General features: G+C 64.5%; 20 protein-coding genes, 1 pseudogene and 1 riboswitch. Of the genes and pseudogenes, 15 read left to right on the top strand and 6 right to left on the bottom strand.

The genetic code is table 11. The annotated features are described in order from the left end of the window. The first annotated feature begins 5 nt into the window (after window positions 1–5). From folP to clpC1, 12 genes are all read left to right on the top strand, one after another. On the top strand, window positions 6–1,034 hold the full coding sequence (folP, locus tag B4394_RS21005; RefSeq protein ID WP_078316175.1) for a dihydropteroate synthase: 1,029 nt from the start codon (window positions 6–8) through the stop codon (window positions 1,032–1,034). Next, window positions 1,031–1,417: a dihydroneopterin aldolase gene (gene folB / locus B4394_RS21000; protein ID WP_078292579.1), complete on the top strand. Its 387-nt coding sequence runs from the start codon at window positions 1,031–1,033 to the stop codon at window positions 1,415–1,417. The genes folP and folB overlap by 4 nt, the downstream gene beginning before the upstream one ends. Then, a complete protein-coding gene (gene folK, locus B4394_RS20995; protein ID WP_139360353.1) occupies window positions 1,414–1,950 on the top strand; it encodes a 2-amino-4-hydroxy-6-hydroxymethyldihydropteridine diphosphokinase in 537 nt (178 codons plus the stop codon). The genes folB and folK overlap by 4 nt, the downstream gene beginning before the upstream one ends. Continuing rightward, window positions 1,950–2,417, top strand: a complete 468-nt coding sequence (locus B4394_RS20990; RefSeq protein ID WP_078316174.1) for a DUF3180 domain-containing protein — start codon at window positions 1,950–1,952, stop codon at window positions 2,415–2,417. Before folK ends, B4394_RS20990 begins: the two co-directional genes overlap by 1 nt. Before the next feature lie 70 nt (window positions 2,418–2,487). Then, on the top strand, window positions 2,488–3,981 hold the full coding sequence (locus B4394_RS20985; RefSeq protein WP_139360352.1) for a DUF6779 domain-containing protein: 1,494 nt from the start codon (window positions 2,488–2,490) through the stop codon (window positions 3,979–3,981). Between the two features lie 154 nt (window positions 3,982–4,135). After that, complete coding sequence (locus B4394_RS20980; protein WP_078316173.1) at window positions 4,136–5,089, top strand: Rossmann-like and DUF2520 domain-containing protein; 954 nt, start codon at window positions 4,136–4,138, stop codon at window positions 5,087–5,089. Between the two features lie 9 nt (window positions 5,090–5,098). Next, window positions 5,099–6,043 carry a pantoate--beta-alanine ligase gene (panC, locus tag B4394_RS20975; protein WP_078316172.1) on the top strand — a complete coding sequence of 315 codons (945 nt, stop codon included), beginning with the start codon at window positions 5,099–5,101 and terminating at the stop codon, window positions 6,041–6,043. A gap of 12 nt (window positions 6,044–6,055) precedes the next feature. Beyond that, window positions 6,056–6,478 carry an aspartate 1-decarboxylase gene (gene panD / locus B4394_RS20970; RefSeq protein ID WP_078311653.1) on the top strand — a complete coding sequence of 141 codons (423 nt, stop codon included), beginning with the start codon at window positions 6,056–6,058 and terminating at the stop codon, window positions 6,476–6,478. Between the two features lie 2 nt (window positions 6,479–6,480). Then, window positions 6,481–7,296, top strand: a complete 816-nt coding sequence (locus B4394_RS20965; protein ID WP_078311511.1) for a type III pantothenate kinase — start codon at window positions 6,481–6,483, stop codon at window positions 7,294–7,296. Between the two features lie 65 nt (window positions 7,297–7,361). Further along, entirely contained in the window at window positions 7,362–8,864 is a 1,503-nt protein-coding gene (gene lysS, locus B4394_RS20960) for a lysine--tRNA ligase (protein ID WP_078311510.1), read from the top strand. A 162-nt stretch (window positions 8,865–9,026) separates the two neighbouring features. Further along, on the top strand, window positions 9,027–9,371 hold the full coding sequence (lsr2, locus tag B4394_RS20955; RefSeq protein ID WP_078292586.1) for a histone-like nucleoid-structuring protein Lsr2: 345 nt from the start codon (window positions 9,027–9,029) through the stop codon (window positions 9,369–9,371). A 337-nt stretch (window positions 9,372–9,708) separates the two neighbouring features. Next, window positions 9,709–12,243: an ATP-dependent protease ATP-binding subunit ClpC gene (gene clpC1 / locus B4394_RS20950; protein WP_078311509.1), complete on the top strand. Its 2,535-nt coding sequence runs from the start codon at window positions 9,709–9,711 to the stop codon at window positions 12,241–12,243. 66 nt (window positions 12,244–12,309) lie between these two features. On the opposite strand, the pseudogene B4394_RS20945 reads toward clpC1, so the two are convergent. The 4 genes and pseudogenes from B4394_RS20945 to B4394_RS20925 all read right to left on the bottom strand — a co-directional run bounded on the left by B4394_RS20945 (window position 12,310) and on the right by B4394_RS20925 (window position 16,034). Continuing rightward, window positions 12,310–13,148 (bottom strand): annotated as a pseudogene (locus B4394_RS20945) (LLM class flavin-dependent oxidoreductase). 59 nt (window positions 13,149–13,207) lie between these two features. Beyond that, window positions 13,208–14,200, bottom strand: coding sequence for an ABC transporter substrate-binding protein (locus B4394_RS20935; protein WP_078311507.1), 993 nt, complete (start codon window positions 14,198–14,200; stop codon window positions 13,208–13,210). Then, window positions 14,197–14,982, bottom strand: a complete 786-nt coding sequence (locus tag B4394_RS20930; protein ID WP_078311506.1) for an ABC transporter ATP-binding protein — start codon at window positions 14,980–14,982, stop codon at window positions 14,197–14,199. The genes B4394_RS20935 and B4394_RS20930 overlap by 4 nt, the downstream gene beginning before the upstream one ends. After that, the gene (locus B4394_RS20925; protein ID WP_078316169.1) at window positions 14,982–16,034 is read right to left on the bottom strand and encodes a FecCD family ABC transporter permease; all 1,053 of its coding nucleotides are present in this window, start codon (window positions 16,032–16,034) and stop codon (window positions 14,982–14,984) included. Before B4394_RS20925 ends, B4394_RS20930 begins: the two co-directional genes overlap by 1 nt. A gap of 105 nt (window positions 16,035–16,139) precedes the next feature. Then, a riboswitch (cobalamin riboswitch) is annotated at window positions 16,140–16,364 on the bottom strand. Window positions 16,365–16,522: 158 nt separating this feature from the next. On the opposite strand from B4394_RS20925, the gene B4394_RS20920 reads away from it, so the two are divergent. Then, window positions 16,523–16,729, top strand: a complete 207-nt coding sequence (locus B4394_RS20920) for a CbtB domain-containing protein (protein WP_078292593.1) — start codon at window positions 16,523–16,525, stop codon at window positions 16,727–16,729. A 15-nt stretch (window positions 16,730–16,744) separates the two neighbouring features. Beyond that, complete coding sequence (locus tag B4394_RS20915; protein ID WP_078311504.1) at window positions 16,745–17,539, top strand: CbtA family protein; 795 nt, start codon at window positions 16,745–16,747, stop codon at window positions 17,537–17,539. A 93-nt stretch (window positions 17,540–17,632) separates the two neighbouring features. Here the strand turns inward: B4394_RS20915 and B4394_RS20910 are convergent, their stop codons facing one another. Together B4394_RS20910 and mhuD are read right to left on the bottom strand one after the other, a co-directional pair. After that, window positions 17,633–18,946 carry a serine hydrolase gene (locus tag B4394_RS20910; RefSeq protein WP_078316168.1) on the bottom strand — a complete coding sequence of 438 codons (1,314 nt, stop codon included), beginning with the start codon at window positions 18,944–18,946 and terminating at the stop codon, window positions 17,633–17,635. Between the two features lie 23 nt (window positions 18,947–18,969). Then, on the bottom strand, window positions 18,970–19,287 hold the full coding sequence (mhuD, locus tag B4394_RS20905; protein WP_046252406.1) for a mycobilin-forming heme oxygenase MhuD: 318 nt from the start codon (window positions 19,285–19,287) through the stop codon (window positions 18,970–18,972). A gap of 65 nt (window positions 19,288–19,352) precedes the next feature. Between mhuD and B4394_RS20900 the strand changes: the two genes are divergently transcribed. After that, window positions 19,353–20,135, top strand: coding sequence for an alpha/beta fold hydrolase (locus B4394_RS20900; protein WP_078311652.1), 783 nt, complete (start codon window positions 19,353–19,355; stop codon window positions 20,133–20,135). Window position 20,136: the final 1 nt, after the last annotated feature.

The raw sequence follows: 20,136 nt of genomic DNA, 5'->3' as shown, positions 1-20,136 counted from the left end.
GGGACGTGACGGACACTCCCGCACTGACTCACATCCTGGGAGTCGTTAATGTAACCGACGACTCCTTCTCTGACGGTGGGCAATTCATCAGGCAGTCGGATGCGGTGGCGCACGGATTGGCTCTTGCCTCCGCCGGTGCGGACATCATCGATGTCGGTGGGCAGTCGACTCGACCGGGCGCGACGCCAATCAGGCAGAAAATCGAGATGCAACGGGTCATCCCGGTGATCAAAGAGCTTGCCAGCCATGGGATCAACGTGAGTGTTGACACCATGCGCGCGGAGGTCGCGGCCGCCGCGGTGGAGGCGGGTGCGAACATGGTCAACGATGTCTCGGGCGGCCGGGCGGACCCGGAGATGGCTCCGCTGATGGCGGATCTGGGTCTGCCCTGGATTCTGATGCATTGGCGTTCAAAGAATTTCATACATACACCGGCCGCCAAGAACTACGGCGACGTGGTCACTGATGTCTCGCGTGAGCTCATGGAGTCGGTGGAGGTCGCACTTAAGGCCGGGGTCTCGCAGGACAAGATCATCCTTGACCCAGGTCTCGGTTTCGCTAAGACTGCACACCATAATTGGCTACTGCTGCAATCGATTCCGGACCTGCAGGAGCTGGGCTACCCGATTCTCATCGGCGCCTCCAGGAAGAGATTCCTGGGTGCGTTGCTCACCGACCTCAAGGGTGTGGAACGGCCGGCCGATGGGCGCGAAACCGCAACCGCGGTGATCACCGCACTCGGGGCGTTGCATGAGGTGTGGGGTGTGCGCGTCCATGACGTCACGGCGTCCATGGATGCGCTGAAGGTGGTGCGCGCCTGGGAGACCGGTGGTGCCGAGAGCATCGAAGAGGAGGAGGAAGAGAGCCACGGGCAGCCGCAGAACCAGCAGCCCGAGCCCGTCTCCGATATTCCTCAGGACGAGGTGACCATGGAGGTGACGGTGCGGACCGTGCGACCCGAGCCCAGTAAGACCGCGGGTGGCAGGTGGCGGCGCGAGGTTGCGCAGCGCGGAACCAAGGGTGGCAAGAAATGACCGACCGCATCGAGCTGCGGGGCCTGAAAGTCTTTGGCTATCATGGAGTTTTCGAGCATGAGCGCCGTGACGGTCAGGAGTTTTCGGTGGATGTCACCGTCTGGCTGGACCTCGATACCGCGGCAGCGACGGATCAGCTGACCGACACGCTCGACTATGGAGAGCTGGCTCAGCGTGCCGCTGCGATCGTGTCCGGCCCGCCACGCAACCTCATCGAATCGGTTGCGGGCGCGATCGCCGATGACGTGATGACCGATTCCAGGGTCCATGCCGTCGAGGCGGTGGTCCACAAGCCCGACGCACCGATTCCGTTGACGTTCAGCGATGTCGCGGTGGTGGCCCGTCGTTCCCGGAGATCGAGGAACGGGGGATCCTCGCAGTGACCCACGCGGTGCTGTCCATCGGATCCAATCTTGGTGACAGGCTCACGCACCTGCAATCGGTCGTCGACGCGCTGGGCGTGGACGTGGTGGGGATATCGCCGGTGTACCAGACCGCTCCGTGGGGACCGGTTCCGCAGTCGGACTTTCTCAACGCCATCGTCATCGCGCAGGGCCATGAACCGCGTGAGTGGCTCACGGTGGTGCATCGGCTGGAGCAGGCCGCCCAGCGAGTGCGCGGCGAACGTTGGGGTCCGCGGACTCTCGACGTCGACGTGATCAGCTGCCGGCGCGGTATCGATGGCGACGTGGCCAGCACCGAGGTCCTGTCCGATGACGCTGAACTCACGCTGCCGCATCCGCGTGCGCACCAGCGTGCCTTTGTGCTGGTGCCGTGGCTGGCCCTTGACCCGGAGGCGGTACTGACCGTCGGTGGACGCCTCTGCTCAGTAGCCGATCTGGTCGCCGGTCTGGCCCCGGCCGAACGCGATGGTGTCCGACGGGTGGACGACACCCTCACCGGTCCGGTGACTTAGTGGGGCCCACCCGGATCCGCGATCTGCTGATCGCGGGCGCTCTCACCGCGATCCTCGGCTTCTTCTTTGTCTCCGCGTCCTACGGGTCCTTGCCGCCGATCCCTTTGCTTGCCGGTGTTTCACTGCTGGTTCTCGCGATCGCGGAGGGTGGCTGGGCGTTCTACATCCGTAACAAGGTCACCGACGGCGAGATCGGGGTCGGCACGGGGCGTTTGCCGGCGCTGCTGGTGGCGCGTTCGGTGGTGGTCGCGAAGGCGTCGGCGTGGCTTGGCACGCTGATGACCGGATGGTGGCTGGCGATGCTCGTCTACATCCTCCCGCGGCGAGCGCAGCTGGCCGCGGCGGTGGCCGACACACTCGGTGTGATGATCGCGACCGGTTGTGCGCTGGCACTCGTGGTCGCCGGGCTATGGCTTCAGCATTGCTGTAAGTCGCCGCCGGAGCCGCCCGCGACTCCCGCCCGGTAGCACTCGCGCATGTCGAATCGCCGATTCGAGGTCGGCCAGCACACTGCACTGTCCGGGTACAGTCACCCCCATGACCATTCCGACCCGAGCGGCGAAGCCGCGGCGTGGCAGCCGACGCCCGGGGTGGGCGTTGCTGACGGCGTTGCTGGTGCTGGCGATCGGGTCCGGGATTGCCCTGGTTTTCACCGATAAGGCCATCTATTTGCGCGTCGGTTTGTTGCTGGCGCTATGGGCTGCCGTCATCGCTTCTTTCGCCGCGCTGACCTACCGCCGGCAGAGCGATACCGACCAGGCCAAGGTGCGTGACCAGAAACTCGTCTACGACCTGCAGCTGGACCGGGAGATTTCGGCGCGACGCGAGTACGAATTGACGGTCGAGAGCAGATTGCGTCAGCAGCTGGCGGGGGAGATCGAGGCGCAGGCCGCCGACGAGATCGCAACGCTGCGCGCCGAGCTCGCCGCGCTGCGCACCAATCTGGAGATTCTTTTCAACACCGAGCTCAGTGATCGGCCCGCGATCGAACACGATCCGATTCGGGCGCTGGGGCCCTGGCCTGGTGCCGAGCCGGTGCCCGCACCGAACGCGGGCGCACCCGCAGCCGCGTTCGCCCCTTCCGTGCGCGAGCCGCAACCCACGCCCGCCGCCGAGTATCAGGACGTCACCGCGGTCGAGGAAGACAATCGGACATCGGAATACCCGATCATCGATGTCGCCGAGGATCCGCATCACGTCGACGTGGACGAGGCACCTCCCACCCCGCCCTATCCGGCACCTCCGTACTACGGGTCCGCTCAACCTCACGAGCCGGAGCCGTATCAGCAGCCGGTGTCCTCCGGGACGCATTGGCGTCCGCAGCCCGAACCGCATGTGGCCCAGCCCCCGATACCGAAGCGTGAACCCGTGGTTCCAGCGGCCCCGGCCGCCGCGGAATCCGTACAGCCACCGTATTGGGCTGCCAGGCAAGAGGATTGGGATGCCGCGGCCGACGGCGAGGACTGGGATCCCGCGCCTCAGCCGATGGCCCCACCGGAGCAGCCCGCCCCTCAGCCCGCGTGGAACGCGCCTGCTCCAGACTGGAACGCGCCGCCACCGCCACCTCCGAGTGCCTGGGCTCCGGCACCCGCCGAAGGTCAATGGCTGCCTCCCGGAACCTCCGGAAGCAATTGGGCCGCCCAGGAACCTGCACCGGCACCTGCCCCGTACCAGGCGGAACCACCCGTAGGGCGTCACTCGGGGACTCCGTCACGACACCAGGCGCCGACCGCGCCCGAGGCCGCTGGTGGCGGGCATTGGGCACCCGAGCCGTCCTATCCTCCGCCTCCGCCGGCGCCTGAACAGCCGAGCCATCCCGAGAGTGCGGGCGGCCACCGCGCGCCGGAACCCGAGGAGAAGGGCGGCCGGCGCCGGGCTCCGGAACCCGAGGAGTCCGACGAGACCCGCGGCCGGCGCCGTGTCGAGGAAACCGGCGGCTTCTCGGTCGCCGACCTGCTGGGGCGCCTCCAAAGCGATCCCTCCGAGTCATCCGAGTCCGGTGGCGGCCGCCGGAGGCGCCGCGAGGATTGACCTCAGCGGATTTGGTCATCGTGCGTGAAAGTGAGCAATCTAACGGCCTAGGCCCCTGCCGATAGCGCTGCGGTGGGACTAGCCTGCTGATGACCGTCCGGTACCTGCCAGGCAGGACTGGAACGTATCTAGTCTGCGAGGTGTCTCGTTCGCCATGTCTGAGGCTTTCAATGCTGATAGCCAAGCCGATGGGCCATTCGACGGCTTGCGGCCCGCGCGTCTGGCGATCGGGATCATCTCCGCCGGCCGAGTGGGTACGGCCATGGGTGTCGCGCTGGAGGCTGCGGGCCATTTTGTCGTCGCATGCAGCGCGGTATCCGACGCCTCGCGGCGGCGGGCTGAGCGGCACCTTCCGGAAAGTCAGATTCTGCCCGCCCAAGAGGTCGCTCCACGCGCCGAACTGTTGATCCTCGCGGTGCCGGACCACGAGCTGGCGCCGCTGGTCTCGGGGCTTGCCGCCACCGGTTCGGTACGGCCCGGATCCATCGTGGTGCACACTTCGGGCGCCAACGGCGTTGGAATCCTGGAGCCGCTGACTGCCCTCGGTTGCATCCCGCTGGCCATCCATCCCGCCATGACCTTCGCCGGCGGTGACGAAGATATTGAACGACTTACCAACTCTTGCTTCGGAATTACTGCCGCCGATGAGACCGGGTATGCCATCGGTACGGCGTTGGTGCTGGAGATTGGTGGCGAACCGGTGCGCGTGCGCGAAGACGCCCGTACTCTCTATCACGCGGCTCTGGCGCACGGCAGCAACCATGTGGTGACGCTGGTTCTGGATGCGGTTGAGGCGTTGCGTTCAGCACTCTGGGGGCAGGAGCTGTTGGGGCAGGAGACAATTGGTGATGGTCCGGGCGGGCTGCCCGAACGGATGCTGGCACCTTTGGTGCGCGCCGCCGTTACCAACGCGCTGGAGCGTGGTCAGGCCGCTCTGACGGGCCCGGTGGCGCGCGGCGACGGTGCCGCTGTCGAGCGCCATCTCGACGCACTCGCCGAGACTGATCCGGCGCTGGCCGAGGCGTATCGCGCCGATGCTCGCCGTACCGCGCAGCGTGCGCACGCACCCCAATCGGTTTTCGCCGCACTGGAACCCCGGACTAGATAGGGCTGTTTGATGACGAGTTTGTACGGGCCGAAGGGGCCGAAGGGCTATGTCAGTGGAGAACTCACTGTTCACCACGATCCCGACACGATGTACGACGTGTCGAAGGCATTGCGGCATACCGGCCGCCGGATCATGTTGGTACCGACCATGGGTGCGTTACACGAGGGGCATCTGACACTGGTCCGGCACGCCCGGAAGGTGCCCGGCGCTGTGGTCGTTGTGTCGATCTTCGTCAATCCCCTGCAGTTTGGTGCTGGCGAGGATCTCGATGCCTACCCGCGCACACTGGAATCGGACGTCGAGAAACTACGCGGTGAGGGTGTCGAGCTGGTCTTCGCTCCCAATGCGGAGGCGATGTATCCCAACGGTCAGCGCACTACCGTCCAGCCCGGACCGCTTGGCGCCGATCTCGAGGGTGCCTCTCGTCCAACGCATTTTGCCGGAATGCTGACGGTGGTTCTCAAGCTGCTGCAGATCGTGGCTCCAGACCAGACGTACTTCGGTGAGAAGGATTACCAGCAGCTGGTGCTCATCAGGCAGATGGTCGCCGATCTCAACCTCAAGACGCGCATCGTCCCGATACCGATTGTCCGTGAGGCGGACGGATTGGCGATGTCCTCACGGAATGTCTACCTGAGCCACGAGCACCGCGAGCAGGCGGGCGCGCTGTCGGCGGCGCTACTTGCCGGAATCTATTCGGCCGCAGGCGGTTCGGAATCGGCTCTGGACGCGGCTCGTGCGGTGCTCGATGAGGTACCCGCCATCGAGGTGGACTACCTGGAGATTCGCGGCGCCGATCTCGGCCCGGCTCCCGCGCAAGGACCCGGCCGCATGCTGGTGGCGGCCAGGCTGGGCTCAACCCGGCTTTTAGACAATGTTCCCTTGGAATTGGGCGGCGGAATCGGTTCCTCCGGACCCGCCGACCCCGATCACGCATTACCATGGCGAAACTGACTGGAGGACATGATGTTCCGGACAATGATGAAATCAAAGATCCATCGCGCCACCGTGACGCATGCGGATCTGCACTACGTCGGCTCGGTCACCATCGATCCCGATCTGATGGAGGCCGCGGACCTGCTGGAGGGTGAGCAGGTCACCATCGTGGACATCAACAACGGCGCCCGGCTGGAGACCTACGCGATCACTGGTACGCGTGGCAGCGGGGTCATCGGGATCAATGGTGCCGCAGCGCATCTCGTGCACCCGGGAGATCTGGTGATCATCATCGCCTACGGTGTGATGACCGATGCGGAAGCTCGCGTCTTCGCTCCGCGTGTGGTGTTTGTTGACTCAGACAACAAACAGGTCGAACTGGGCGAGCACTCTGACGATCCGGCGTATGTGCCCGAGAACTTCGGCTTGGTGTCGCCACGCGGTTTGGTGTAGCCGTGCTGCTGGCCATCGACGTACGCAACACGCACACCGTTCTCGGTCTGGTCGCGGGTACCGGCGAGCACGCCAAGGTTGTTCAGCACTGGCGAATTCGTACGGAAACCGAGATCACCGCCGACGAGCTGGCACTCACCATCGACGGACTGATCGGCGACGACAGTGAGACGTTGACCGGGGTTGCGGCACTGTCCACCGTGCCATCTGTGCTGCACGAAATGCGGGGCATGTTCGACCAGTACTGGTCGGCCGTTCCGCAGGTCCTCATCGAGCCGGGTGTTCGCACTGGCCTTCCGCTTCTTGTCGACAATCCGAAAGAGGTCGGCGCCGACCGAATTGTGAATTGTCTTGCCGCGCATCACAGATTCGGGTCGGCATGCATCGTGGTGGATTTCGGGTCGTCGATCTGTGTGGATGTGGTATCGGCCAAGGGCGAGTTCCTGGGGGGTGCCATTGCCCCGGGTGTGCAGGTGTCCTCCGATGCCGCGGCGGCCCGCAGCGCCGCCCTGCGGCGGGTCGAGCTGACCCGGCCGCGTTCCGTCGTGGGCAAGAACACGGTCGAGTGCATGCAATCGGGAGCGGTTTTCGGGTTCGCGGGGCTGGTGGACGGGCTGGTGGAGCGGGTGCGTCGCGATATCGACGGCTTCAGTGGCGCCGGCGCCACGGTGGTGGCCACGGGTCACACTGCCCCGCTGATCCTCCCCGAGACGCATACCGTCGACCGCTACGAGGAACATCTCACGCTCGACGGCCTGCGGCTGGTGTACGAGCGCAACCGGGCTGACCAGCGCGGCAAGGCCCGCGCGGCCAAATAGAGATCCATACGTAAGAATCGGCAGCGCACTTCCGGCGCGAGGCACTACCGCTAAGCTGCCGAGACGTGACTGATCCTGACGCGCAGACCAGCTTGCCGGAACAATTTCGCATTCGGCAGGCCAAGCGCGAGAAGCTGCTCGCCGAGGGCATCCAGCCGTATCCGGTAGAGGTGCCGCGGACCCACAGCCTCAAGCAGATTCGCGATGCTTACGTGGATCTGGAGACAGATACCAGCACGGGTGACCAGGTGGGTGTTTCGGGTCGCGTCATTTTCTCCCGCAATACCGGCAAGCTGTGTTTCGCGACGCTGCAGGAGGGTGACGGCACGTCATTGCAGGTCATGATCAGTCTCGGCGGTGTTGGCGAACAGGCACTCGCCGACTGGAAGACCGATGTGGACCTTGGTGACATCGTGTTCGTGCAGGGCGAGGTCATCAGCTCACGGCGCGGCGAACTGAGTGTCCTGGCAGACGGCTGGCAGATGGCCTCCAAGTCCCTGCGCCCGCTGCCCGTTGCTCATAAGGAGATGTCCGAAGAGACCAGAGTGCGCCAGCGATACGTGGATCTCATCGTGCGGCCGGAGGCGCGCCAGATTGCGCGGCAGCGGGTCGCGGTGATGCGCGCTATTCGTGACGCTCTGCACCGTCGCGGATTCCTGGAGTTGGAGACGCCGATCTTGCAGACCCTCGCCGGAGGTGCTGCCGCTCGCCCGTTCATTACGCATTCCAACGCACTCGATATCGACCTGTATCTGCGTATTGCGCCGGAACTTTTCCTGAAAAGGGCTCTTGTTGGCGGCTTCGACAAGATTTTCGAGCTCAACCGAGTTTTCCGAAATGAAGGGTCAGATTCGACGCATTCTCCCGAATTCGTGATGTTGGAAACATATGAGACGTACGGCACATACGACACCGCCGCAACAATGATCCGCGAGCTCATCCAGGAGGTAGCGGACGATGCAATGGGCACCAGGCAGGTGACGTTGCCCGACGGATCGAGCTACGACTTGGACGGCGAGTGGACGACGTTGGAGATGTATCCGTCGTTGTCGGAAGCTCTTGGTGAGGAGATCACCCCCGATACACCGATTGCCACGCTATGGAAGATCGCTGATCAGGTGGGTGCAGAGATTCCCACAGACCGCGGTTACGGTCACGGAAAACTCATCGAAGAACTGTGGGAACACCAGGTCGGCGACAAAATGTACGCACCGACGTTTGTTAGGGATTTCCCAGTGGAGACATCCCCACTGACTCGTCAGCACCGGAGCATCGCGGGTGTCACCGAGAAGTGGGACTTGTATGTGCGCGGCTTTGAATTGGCGACCGGATACTCGGAGTTGATTGACCCGGTGATCCAGCGTGAAAGGTTCGCTGACCAGGCACGATTGGCTGCTGCCGGTGATGATGAGGCGATGAGCCTGGATGAAGACTTCCTCGGCGCGATGGAACATGCGATGCCACCCGCGGCCGGAACCGGGATGGGTATCGACCGCTTGTTGATGGCGCTTACCGGACTGGGAATTCGCGAGACGATCTTGTTTCCGATTGTCAGACCGACGCTTTGATCTACGCGTTCGAATTTTGTCTCACTTTTCAACTATGAGTGTAGTGAATCGCTTGCCTTGAGCGGAACACGCGCAGCCTTGCGCGTATGTTGAACTTTGCGGCAATCCGTGGCATGTTTGAGGCGGACCAACGGGGGTTCTGCTTTTGGAAGGACAAAGGGAATGGCTAAGAAGGTCACGGTCACGCTTGTCGACGACGTCGATGGCGAAGCGCCTGCCGATGAGACCGTTGAATTCGGTATTGACGGCGTGACTTATGAGATCGACCTTTCTTCTAAGAATGCAGAGAAGCTGCGCAATCAGCTCTCTACATGGGTCGAGCACGCTCGACGTGTCAGCGGGCGTCGTCGTGGGCGGGGGAGCTCGGGCACGGGTCGCGGGCGCGCGAGCATCGATCGTGAGCAGAGTGCAGCCATCCGGGAGTGGGCACGCAAGGAAGGGCACAATGTGTCCTCACGCGGCCGTATTCCCGCCGAAGTCATTGACGCGTTCAACGCGGCCAACTAAGACTGCCGACGGGCACGTCTCCCCGGGAATTTCGCTTACGGCGAAGCCGGGGCAAAATCGGAAACGTTTTCACCGCATCTGGCGTTGTTCGGTTGCCTAACAAGCACCGCCGGGTGCGGTGATTCGTATATTTGGGGACGGTTCCTCCGGGTTCCGCGGGTTCCTCTGAGTACCCTCAGGGGCCGTCTCCTGGTATGCGAGCACCGCACCGACCACGGCTGACCACTAGAGTGGCGATTAGGTCCTAGTGCCAGCGGAGATGAGCCGTTTGGGGGGAGCCCCGAGCGGCACCAAGAACCGCTTGCGCAAAGGCCGGACGAGGAAGCGAGGGAGACCGATGTTCGAGAGATTCACTGACCGCGCAAGGCGGGTGGTTGTGCTGGCCCAAGAAGAGGCCCGCATGCTCAATCACAACTACATCGGCACCGAGCACATCCTGCTGGGTCTGATTCACGAAGGCGAGGGCGTTGCCGCCAAGTCGCTGGAGTCGCTGGGTATTTCCCTGGAAGGGGTGCGCAGCCAGGTCGAGGAGATCATCGGCCAGGGGCAGCAGGCACCGTCCGGGCACATTCCCTTCACTCCGCGCGCCAAGAAGGTGCTGGAACTGAGCCTGCGCGAGGCGCTGCAGCTCGGCCACAACTACATCGGCACCGAGCACATCCTGCTGGGCCTCATCCGTGAGGGTGAAGGCGTCGCGGCGCAGGTGCTCGTCAAGCTGGGCGCCGAACTGACGCGGGTGCGCCAGCAGGTCATTCAGCTGCTGAGCGGTTACCAGGGCAAGGAGACCGCCGAATCCGGTACCGGAGGCCGTGGTGGTGAGGCCGGGACCCCGTCGACCTCGCTGGTCCTCGACCAGTTCGGGCGCAACCTGACCGCTGCTGCCATGGAAGGCAAGCTCGACCCGGTCATCGGTCGCGAGAAGGAAATCGAGCGGGTCATGCAGGTGCTGAGCCGCCGCACCAAGAACAACCCGGTGCTGATCGGTGAGCCCGGTGTCGGCAAGACTGCCGTCGTCGAGGGCCTGGCGCAGGCCATCGTGCACGGCGAGGTACCCGAGACCCTCAAGAACAAGCAGCTGTACACCCTGGACCTCGGGTCCCTGGTGGCCGGCAGCCGCTACCGCGGTGACTTCGAGGAACGCCTCAAGAAGGTGCTCAAGGAGATCAACACTCGCGGCGACATCATCCTGTTCATCGACGAGCTGCACACACTGGTTGGTGCGGGCGCGGCCGAGGGCGCTATCGACGCGGCCTCGATCCTCAAGCCCAAGCTGGCCCGTGGCGAGCTGCAGACCATCGGTGCGACCACTCTCGACGAGTACCGCAAGTACATCGAGAAGGACGCCGCCCTGGAGCGTCGTTTCCAGCCGGTGCAGGTGGGTGAGCCGACCGTCGAGCACACCATCGAGATCCTCAAGGGTCTGCGCGACCGCTACGAGGCGCACCACCGGGTGTCCATCACCGACGGCGCGCTGGTTGCGGCGGCCACCCTGGCCGACCGGTACATCAACGACCGGTTCTTGCCGGACAAGGCGATCGACCTGATTGATGAGGCGGGCGCCCGCATGCGTATCCGCCGGATGACCGCTCCGCCAGACCTGCGCGAGTTCGACGAGAAGATCGCCGATGCCCGCCGGGAGAAGGAATCGGCCATCGACGCTCAGGACTTCGAGAAGGCGGCGCGCCTGCGCGATTCTGAGAAGCAGTTGGTCGCTCAGCGAGCGGATCGTGAAAAGCAGTGGCGTTCAGGCGATCTGGACGTGGTCGCTGAGGTTGACGATGAGCAGATCGCCGAGGTGCTGGGCAACTGGACCGGTATCCCCGTGTTCAAGCTGACCGAGGAAGAGACCACTCGGCTGCTGCGCATGGAAGAGGAACTGCACAAGCGGATCATTGGCCAGGAGGACGCTGTCAAGGCAGTCTCGAAGGCGATCCGCCGCACCCGTGCCGGTCTGAAGGACCCACGGCGTCCCTCGGGTTCGTTCATCTTCGCCGGACCGTCGGGTGTCGGTAAGACCGAGCTGTCCAAGGCGCTGGCCAACTTCCTGTTCGGCGACGACGATGCGCTCATCCAGATCGACATGGGCGAGTTCCACGACCGCTTCACCGCGTCAAGGCTTTTCGGCGCTCCTCCGGGATACGTCGGATACGAGGAGGGCGGTCAGCTCACCGAGAAGGTGCGTCGCAAGCCGTTCAGCGTTGTGTTGTTCGACGAGATCGAGAAGGCTCACCAGGAGATCTACAACACCCTGTTGCAGGTGCTCGAGGATGGTCGTCTCACCGACGGTCAGGGTCGCACGGTCGATTTCAAGAACACGGTGCTGATCTTCACCTCGAACTTGGGCACTTCGGATATCTCGAAGGCCGTGGGCCTCGGCTTCTCCGAGGGTGGCGGCGGCTCCAACTACGAGCGGATGAAGCAGAAGGTCAACGACGAGCTCAAGAAGCATTTCCGGCCCGAGTTCCTGAACCGCATCGATGACATCATCGTCTTCGAGCAGCTGACTCAGCAGCAGATCATCGAGATGGTCGATCTGATGATCGGGCGGGTGGGCAAGCAGCTCAAGGTCAAGGACATGGCGATGGAGCTCACCGACAAGGCCAAGTCGCTGCTCGCCAAGCGCGGGTTCGACCCGGTGCTGGGTGCGCGGCCGCTGCGCCGGACCATCCAGCGCGAGATCGAGGACACCCTCTCGGAGAAAATTCTCTTCAACGAGATCGGTGCCGGCGAGCTGATCACGGTCGATGTCGAGGGCTGGGACGGCGAAGGCGCCGGCGAGGACGCGAAGTTCACGTTCGTCGGCCGTCCGAAGCCCGCGCTGGTCACCGGTGAGGAGCCGGCCGCCGACCTGGCGGCCTCCGCCTCGGAGTAGACAACCCACAAAGCGCCGGGTGCGAGCCTCACAGCTCACACCCGGCGTTTTGTGCGTATTGGGACCTCAGGCGTGCAGCAGGGGTCGCACTTCCTGGCCCAGGCTGTGGATGTATCCGATGAGATCGGGTTCGTTTCCGGTCGGTGATGCGATGAAATCCGTGACGCCGAGGTCTCGTAGCGCGCGGAGCTTCCCGGCGACCTCGGCGGCATCTCCGCCGATGCTCGCCGAAGCGTCGAAGGAGATCCCGGGGTAGTGGCCGGGGTCGTTCGCGATGAGTTGGGCGGCGCCGGGCCCGACACTGATGGTTCGGCTCAGGAAGATCCGGTGATCGGGGCCGGGGTCAATCAGAGCGCAGTGCGCGGCGACGGTGTCGGCGGGAACCATGCTGGTCAGCAAGGTGCCATCGCCCAGGCGGCCGGCCAGTCGTAGCGAGCGGGGCCCGTTCGCGCCGATCATGATGGGCAGCGGTTCCGCGGGCGGCCAGTCCAGCCGGACCTCTTTCAGCCGCACATATCGCCCGGCGGCACTGACCTCCTTGCCCGCCAACAGATCCCGCAGTGCCGTCGCGTACTCCTGGAGCAGCGTCAGGGGCGAGCCGACCTTGGCGCCAATTTGTTCCATGTGAGGCTGCCAGCCGTGCCCGATCCCCGGCAGCACCTGCCAGGGAAATTGCGCGCCAGGATGCTGTAGTCCATTGCTGCCGTCACGACATTGCGTACCGGTGCCGAGAGGAAACCAGTTCCGACACTGATCCGTTCGGTGGACGCAAGGGCCAGGGAGGCGTACGCGATCGATGTGGTGGCGAAGCAGTCCTCGCAGACCCACAGGTGGTCGAGCCCGGCGGCTTCGGCCGCACGCGCGATCTCGAGCAGCCGTTCCGGTGGAAGTGATGGCGGCACCATGAGGCCGAGGGTGGTGGGCGAGCTCATGTCGTCACCCTAACTCCAGAAGCCGACAGCGTTCAGAATCCCTTGTCGCGCAGATAGTTCGCCAAGGTGACGATGGCATCCGGATTGCGCGGTCCCTCGACCAGGGCGGCGTAGGGCAGCACGATGAAGTTCCCATCGCGGACCGCCTGGGTGTGCTTCATCAGTGGCTGTGCCTTGAGCAGGTTGATCTTTGCGTCGGCCGTGTTGTTGGGGCCCACCCCGTAATCGCAGATGATGATCACCTGAGGGTCGCGCTGGGCGGCCGTCTCCCACGCGCTGGTGGTCCAGCTGTCGTCGAGATCTGAGAAGACGTTCCGGCCCCCGGCCTTCTCGATGATCTGTTGGGGTGCGGCGTTCCTGCCGGAGGTGAACGGTTCGGCCTCGCCGCTGTCGTACAAGAAGACACGTGCGGGCGGCTTGCCCTGCGGCAGACGTGACTGTACGGCCTCAATGGTCCTGCGGTATGTGGCGATCAACTCTGTTGCGCGGTCCTGAACTCCGAAGATGGCCCCGAGGTTGGCCAGATCCTCGTAGAGCGCGTCAAGGGGAGGCTTGATACCGCGCCGGACGGTTCCGGGCTGACGGCACGCCTCGGTCAGCTGATAGGGCACCGCCCCGATGGACCGCACCCAATCCGGGGTCAGCCCGGAGGTCTCGTTGAATCCGTAGCTCCACCCCGCGAACACGAGATCGGGACGCGCGGCTTGCACTGCCTCACGAGTGAATCCCTGCCCCAGGTTGGTGGCGGACTCGAACTGCGCCTTCCACGGCGAGGTGTTGATGTCGCGATCTTGTCCGGCGTCCAGGAAGTAGCCGGCCATCCGGTCCTGTAGGCCGAGCGCGAACATCAGCTCGGTTACCCCGGTGTCATTGCTGACGGCTCGGGTAACCGGGACCGGGACATCAAGCGGTGCACCGCAATTATCGACGGACACCCGCTCGGTTCCGGGGCTCTGCGCCTCGATGGTCGCGCAGCCCGCTGAGAGCACCGACACCACCACCGTCACGCCGATGAGTGCCTTCATTCCTTCTCCTGTCTTTCGGGCTGAGCGTCGAAGATGATCTGCGGAACACCGCTTCGTGGGTGTGCGATGACATGACAGCCGATGCCGAACCACTGGCCGATGGATTCGGCAGTGATGACCTCGCGCGGTGGGCCCGAGAGCACGATGCGCCCCTCGGCCATGACGTGGATCGTGTCGCAATACTGTGCCGCGAGGTTGAGGTCGTGCAGAGCGGCGATGACCGTAACGCCCAGCATCTGTGCCGAGCTGAGTATCGAATACTGATGGCGCACATCCAGATGATTGGTGGGCTCGTCCAGCACCAAGACACGCGGTTGCTGTGCGAGCGCGCGGGCGATGAGAACCCGTTGGCGTTCCCCGCCCGAGAGGGAACTGAACCTACGGTCGGCCAGCGCGGTCACATCCGCCGTCTCGGTCGCCTCCGCGCAGATGCGCCGGTCCTGTTCGGAGGTGCTGCGCAGCGACGTGCCGTGCGGCAGCCGGCCGGTGGCGATCACTTCTGCGGCCGTGAAATCAAAATCCAAGGACATGTCCTGAGTCAGCGCCGCCACCTGACGGGCGTTCTCCCGCATGCTGATGGCCCGTACCGACACGCCGCTGACCGCTACGTCGCCGGTGGTGGGAGTGAGCGCGCGGTACAAGCAGCGCAGGGTTGTCGACTTGCCGCTGCCGTTGGGGCCGACGATTCCCACGAACCCCCCGGCCGCGACCCGCATGTCGATGCCGGAGACGATCCGGTTGCCGGCGATGTCGACCGACACGCTCCGATAGGTGACGTCCATCAGCCGACAGCTCCCGCAGACATCGCGCGCCGGCGCATCAAGCCGACGAAGACCGGTACTCCGACGGCCGCGGTGATCGCACCCAGCGGAAGCTCCTGGGGCGGAATCATCGTCCTTGCAACGAGATCGGCGGCGACGAGGAAGCACGCGCCCAGTACCGGAGCCACGATCAAGACCCGGCGGTGGTCCGCGCCGACCAGCAGCCGTGCCGCGTGCGGAATGACCAGTCCCACGAATCCGATGGCTCCGCATATGGAGACAAAACATCCGGTCATAGCGGCCGACAGCACGAACAGTGCCACCCGGAACCGCCCGGCGTGCAGACCCAGGGACGCGCTCACCTCGTCGCCCATGGACAGGGCGTTCAGTTGGCGGGCCAGCCCCGCGACGCAGACGATCCCGATTACGGTCGCCGCGAGCGCCACCGGAACCTTGTCCCAGGACGACGCCCCCAGGCTGCCGAGCAGCCAGAACATGACGCTGCGCGCCGCTTCGCCGTTCGGCGCCAAGAACACCAGCACGGTCGTCACCGCGGACAGTCCGTAGCCCACCGCGGTGCCCACCAGAACAAGTCGCAGCGGCACCAAACCCTGTGGTGTTCGAGCGATTTGGTACACGAGTGCGGTCGCTGCGAGGGCGCCGAGGGATGCGGACAGCGACAGCGCGTAGGCGCCGAAGGTGCCGAGCACCCCATAGACCACCACGGCGGTGGCGCCCACCGAGGCCCCCGACGAGATGCCGAGAACGTACGGATCGGCCAGGGCATTGCGGACCATTGCCTGCACGAGCACGCCCACCACTGCCAGTCCGGCGCCGATAAGGATCGCAAGAATCACCCGGGGCAGCCGGGACTCGATGACGATCCGGTAATTCGCCGCGTCGGCGGCCCGAATGGACCCGCCCGTGGTGCCGACCCAGAGGAAGTGCAGACAGTCGCGCCAGGGCACGTCGGCGGTACCGAACGCGAGCGCACCGACCGACAGCAGCACCAGTGCCACCAGGCCACCGGCCGCCGCGAGGACCACCGGCCGCTCGTGTTGTGCTGCGGGCATCGGTCTTCCTGCGTCGTCGGGTCGCCGACCGCGGGGCATGACGGATACGCCAAGTCAGGCACTACCCACCAGGCGATCCCTCGGCACTGGCGAATGACTGCACCGGGTGGTGCGGCCGCGTTGGCAGGTCTTCGGACTCGTGGACACGAGGCCTTGCGAGCCTCACCTACTGGCGGCTGCTTCCCGGGCCTGGACCCAGTGCTCTTAGGTGCCGCTGTCGTTTCCACATACCGCTGCGGGGCAGTTCCGGATTCACGCCGGATTCCCTCTTGCGATCTCCGGGAGCACTTCCCTGGCGCTCTCGGAAAAACCAATGCGGGGCCAAAACTATCACTCGAACGCGCAGCCCAGCCGCGTCGACTAAGCTCAACTGGTCCTTCGACAGGACGGGAACCTGGTGTAATCCCAGGACGGTCGCGCCACTGTGAGAGTCAGACCCCGCCGTCGACAAGAACAGATCGGGACGCGGTATTCCGAAAAGGAGCAACATGGCACACACAACGTCCGCCAGCCATCCGGTTGCGGTGTCGATTCCCCAGGCCGCGCTGTGGTTGAGCGTGACCACCCTCCTGGGTCTGCTCGCCTATTACTTCATCGGCATCGACCAGGGTGCGGTGTCGATCTTCGGCAGCGATATGCACGTTCACGAGTTCGTGCATGACGCCCGCCACCTGCTCGGCTTCCCCTGCCACTAGCAGCGGGCCGAATACATGGAAAAGTCAATAATTCTGCGCGGCTTAGGTTTCGGCGCACTGGGTGGCCTGCTGTCCTTCATCTTCGGATGGATCTTTGTGGAGCCCGTCATCAACAGGGCGATCGCCTATGAGGAGGGCAGAGGCGAGGCGCAGGGCGTGCTCGATGAGGCCGCCGGTATCCACGCCCATCACGAGGGCGCGGAGCTGTTCAGCCGCTTCGCACAGGCCAATGCGGGCCTGGCGCTCGGTGTCATCGGATTCGGAATCGCGATGGGCGCGCTGTTCGCGGTGGCGTACGTGGTGGCGATCGGACGGGTCGGCAATCTGAGCCCGCGCACGCAGGCTCTCGCCGTCGCGGGCGGGCTGTTTCTGGTGCTGTATGTGGTGCCGTTCCTGAAGTTCCCGGCCAACCCGCCTGCGGCGAGCGCAGAGGGCACCATCAAGGAGCGCACCGGGTACTTCGTGCTGATGATCCTCGTCGCCGCGATCGCGTTGGCGGTGGCGCTGTGGGCGGGTCGAAAGCTCTCCGAGCGCGTCGATACCTGGACAGCCACTCTTGTTGCCGCTGCGGTGTTCATCGTGCTGGTCGGGCTCGTCATGGCTGTGACGCCGGGATTTGTCGAAGCGCCGCAACCGCTGCTCGATGCCGACGGGAAGATCGTCTATCCGGGTTTCCCGGCGCACGATCTGTATCTGTTCCGGCTGTACTCGTTCACAACGCAGGCGATTATGTGGGCGACGATCGGTCTCGGGTTCGCGACGGTTATCGGGCGTAAGCCCGTCAATGCCGAGACATCCGTTACCGGCTAGCTAGAGAGCCACGGTCTTCGCGCGGGCGCTCATCGGGGTGTGACGGTCTTCGCGCGGGCGCTCATCGGGGTGTGACGGTCTTCGCGCGGGCGCTCATCCCAGCTTCTTGAAGACGCCCTTGGCCAGGCCGATGACCCATCCGGCCGCGCCGGGGCCGAACGCGCGGTCCCAATTCAGCTGGAAACTCACCACATACGGCTGGCGGTTGCGATCCTCGGCGTACCAGCTGAATGTGAGGTCGCCGGGCAGGTTGCCACCTTTGGCGCCGATGTAGCGCCAGTTCTCGCTGTGCAGATCGATACCGGGTTCTGCTGACAGGATGCCGCGAATCGGAGCCGCCGGGCCGACGGCGACCTTCTGCAGTGCCGCGTGGACCCGGCAGATGTCTTCGGCGCTGCCGTACCACTCGATGCCGAATTTCGATGCGGGCGTGGTGGTCCGGTCCGGATCCAGCTTGTAGTCGTGGGTGTCGGCTTCGGCGAGCATCTGCCCGCGCTGGGCCGGTGTGGTGGCGTCCTTCCATTGCTGGCGGACATCGGGTATTCCCCACCCAATGTTGAACAGCTCATGCATGGTGGGGAAGGGGGTCATCGATGCCGGGTCATGATGCCCGCCGTCGGCAAGGGCCTTTTCTATCGCCTGGCGACCGAGGCGGTTGATCAGCATGTCCGTGCCCATGTTGTCGCTCACTGAGATCATCTTCTGGGCGGCGGTGCGCACCGACACCGTGGAGCCGGTGGGGAGCTTGTCCATCGAACTTCCGAGCGCCTTGCCGCGATCGCTGACGGTGAGTTGGTCGTCCCAGGTGAGGGTGCCCGCATTGATGGCGGTACCGGTGGCCAACAGCACATAGAGCTTGAAAACCGAAGCCAGCGGCATGGATTCGGAGGTATTGGTTCCGGCGACCTGCTCGCATTGACCGTTGACGATCTTGGACGCCCGGTAGGAGTACCGGCCGCCCGATGCCGACAGCACGGCGTCGACGTCGGACCAGTCGGCGATGGTCGGGGGCTGCTGATACGGAACCAGCCTGTCGACATCCCCCTTGGTGTTGGTGCGCAGCCCGATATCGACATTGGCGCCATAGGGTGCGATCAGGTGGACGGTGGAGCTATTGGCAGCCAGATCCACGGAGCTCACCTTGTATGGGCGATCGACCCACAGTTTGGTCATGATCTCGGTGTAGTCGTCGACCTTGTTGGCGGCGGCGAGCGTCGCCACGCCCTGCTTGCCGATCGGCCAGTTGGAGTTCAACATGTCGATCAGCTGTTGTGAGCGCAGGCCCGGGGGCGTGCTCGTATCCACGTCGCCATGCGGCACCTGTCGCAGCTTGATGCCACACCCCGCTGTGCTGCCCACCGATAAGGCCACCACTGCCACCGTGCATACCGAAACGGCGCGCGTCATGCGCGCGCGCAGCAAACTCCTACTCACGCCTTGGCGGCGGCCCCGGTCACGTCGAGCACAACCTCGAACTCCAGCAGGTGGGCACCCTTAGCCACGGGCTTGGCCTGCTGGCCGGCATGTGCTTCGACCGCCGGACCGGTGGCCCAGGCCTGGAAGGCCTCTTCGGACTCCCACTGGGTGACCACGAAGTAGCGGTCTTCTCCCTTGACGGGGCGCAGCAGCTGAAAGCCCAGGAATCCTGGCTGGTTCTCGACTGCTCCGGCGCGGTGAGCGAACCGCTTCTCCAGCTCCGGACCTGCACCCTCGGGGATCTCGATTGCGTTGATCTTCACCACGGACATGGGTTCAGGCTACCGTGCGGGCTCCCGCATGATTCGGGGCGATGATTGGGGCGATGATGACAGACATGGACCCAGACCGTCTGTTCGACCAAGGCGGTCTGCCGGAAGACTCGGGGGCGCCGTCCATCGTCCTTGTGCACGGTCTGATGGGCCGTGGAAACACCTGGTCACGGCAGTTGCCTTGGCTGCGGGAGCTGGGCCGGGTGTACACCTATGACGCGCCGTGGCATCGCGGACATGACGTCGTTGATTCCCAACCGATTTCGACAGAGCGTTATGTCGAGGCCCTCGCGAATGCGGTGGGTGCCCTTGGCGGTCCGGCCGTCCTCGTTGGTCACTCCATGGGTGGACTGCATTCGTGGTGTCTGGCGGCGGAGCATCCGGAGCTGGTGTCGGCCCTGGTGGTGGAGGACATGGCCCCCGATTTCGTCGGCGGCACCACGGGCCCCTGGGAACCCTGGCTGTATTCCTGGCCAGAAGTCTTCACGTCTGCCGCCGACGTCACCAGTAGGTTCGGAGCTGTTGCGGGACAGTACTTTCTGGAAGCGTTTGACCGAGTACCCGAGGGCTGGCGATTGCATGGCCCGATCGACAAGTGGATATCCACCGCCGCGGAATGGGGCGTCCGTGAATTCTGGGACCAGTGGCGGGGGGTGCGTTGTCCATCGCTATTGCTGGAGGCGTCAGTCACGGTGGCGCCGACCGGGCAGATGCGCCAGATGGCTGAAACAGGTTGGAAGACAACTTATTTGAAGATTGAAGGAGCGGGGCACCTGATACACGACGACGCTCCCGAACGGTACCGGTCCGCGCTCACGGAATTCATCGCCGCGCATCGAGTCCGGTAGT

The organism is Mycobacterium sp. D16Q16, from assembly GCF_002013745.1.
Lineage (GTDB): Bacteria > Actinomycetota > Actinomycetes > Mycobacteriales > Mycobacteriaceae > Mycobacterium.
This window is presented reverse-complemented; position numbering and strand designations above follow the sequence as displayed.

Coding starts and splice junctions, on each gene's coding strand:
- B4394_RS20910 (WP_078316168.1), bottom strand. CDS start 18,946: ATGACGCGCGCCGTTTCGGTATGCACGGTGGCAGTGGTGGCCTTATCG.
- B4394_RS20985 (WP_139360352.1), top strand. CDS start 2,488: ATGACCATTCCGACCCGAGCGGCGAAGCCGCGGCGTGGCAGCCGACGC.
- clpC1 (WP_078311509.1), top strand. CDS start 9,709: ATGTTCGAGAGATTCACTGACCGCGCAAGGCGGGTGGTTGTGCTGGCC.
- B4394_RS20935 (WP_078311507.1), bottom strand. CDS start 14,200: ATGAAGGCACTCATCGGCGTGACGGTGGTGGTGTCGGTGCTCTCAGCG.
- B4394_RS20920 (WP_078292593.1), top strand. CDS start 16,523: ATGGCACACACAACGTCCGCCAGCCATCCGGTTGCGGTGTCGATTCCC.
- B4394_RS20915 (WP_078311504.1), top strand. CDS start 16,745: ATGGAAAAGTCAATAATTCTGCGCGGCTTAGGTTTCGGCGCACTGGGT.
- B4394_RS20980 (WP_078316173.1), top strand. CDS start 4,136: ATGTCTGAGGCTTTCAATGCTGATAGCCAAGCCGATGGGCCATTCGAC.
- B4394_RS20925 (WP_078316169.1), bottom strand. CDS start 16,034: ATGCCCGCAGCACAACACGAGCGGCCGGTGGTCCTCGCGGCGGCCGGT.
- lsr2 (WP_078292586.1), top strand. CDS start 9,027: ATGGCTAAGAAGGTCACGGTCACGCTTGTCGACGACGTCGATGGCGAA.
- panC (WP_078316172.1), top strand. CDS start 5,099: ATGACGAGTTTGTACGGGCCGAAGGGGCCGAAGGGCTATGTCAGTGGA.
- panD (WP_078311653.1), top strand. CDS start 6,056: ATGTTCCGGACAATGATGAAATCAAAGATCCATCGCGCCACCGTGACG.
- folB (WP_078292579.1), top strand. CDS start 1,031: ATGACCGACCGCATCGAGCTGCGGGGCCTGAAAGTCTTTGGCTATCAT.
- B4394_RS20900 (WP_078311652.1), top strand. CDS start 19,353: ATGGACCCAGACCGTCTGTTCGACCAAGGCGGTCTGCCGGAAGACTCG.
- B4394_RS20930 (WP_078311506.1), bottom strand. CDS start 14,982: ATGGACGTCACCTATCGGAGCGTGTCGGTCGACATCGCCGGCAACCGG.
- mhuD (WP_046252406.1), bottom strand. CDS start 19,287: ATGTCCGTGGTGAAGATCAACGCAATCGAGATCCCCGAGGGTGCAGGT.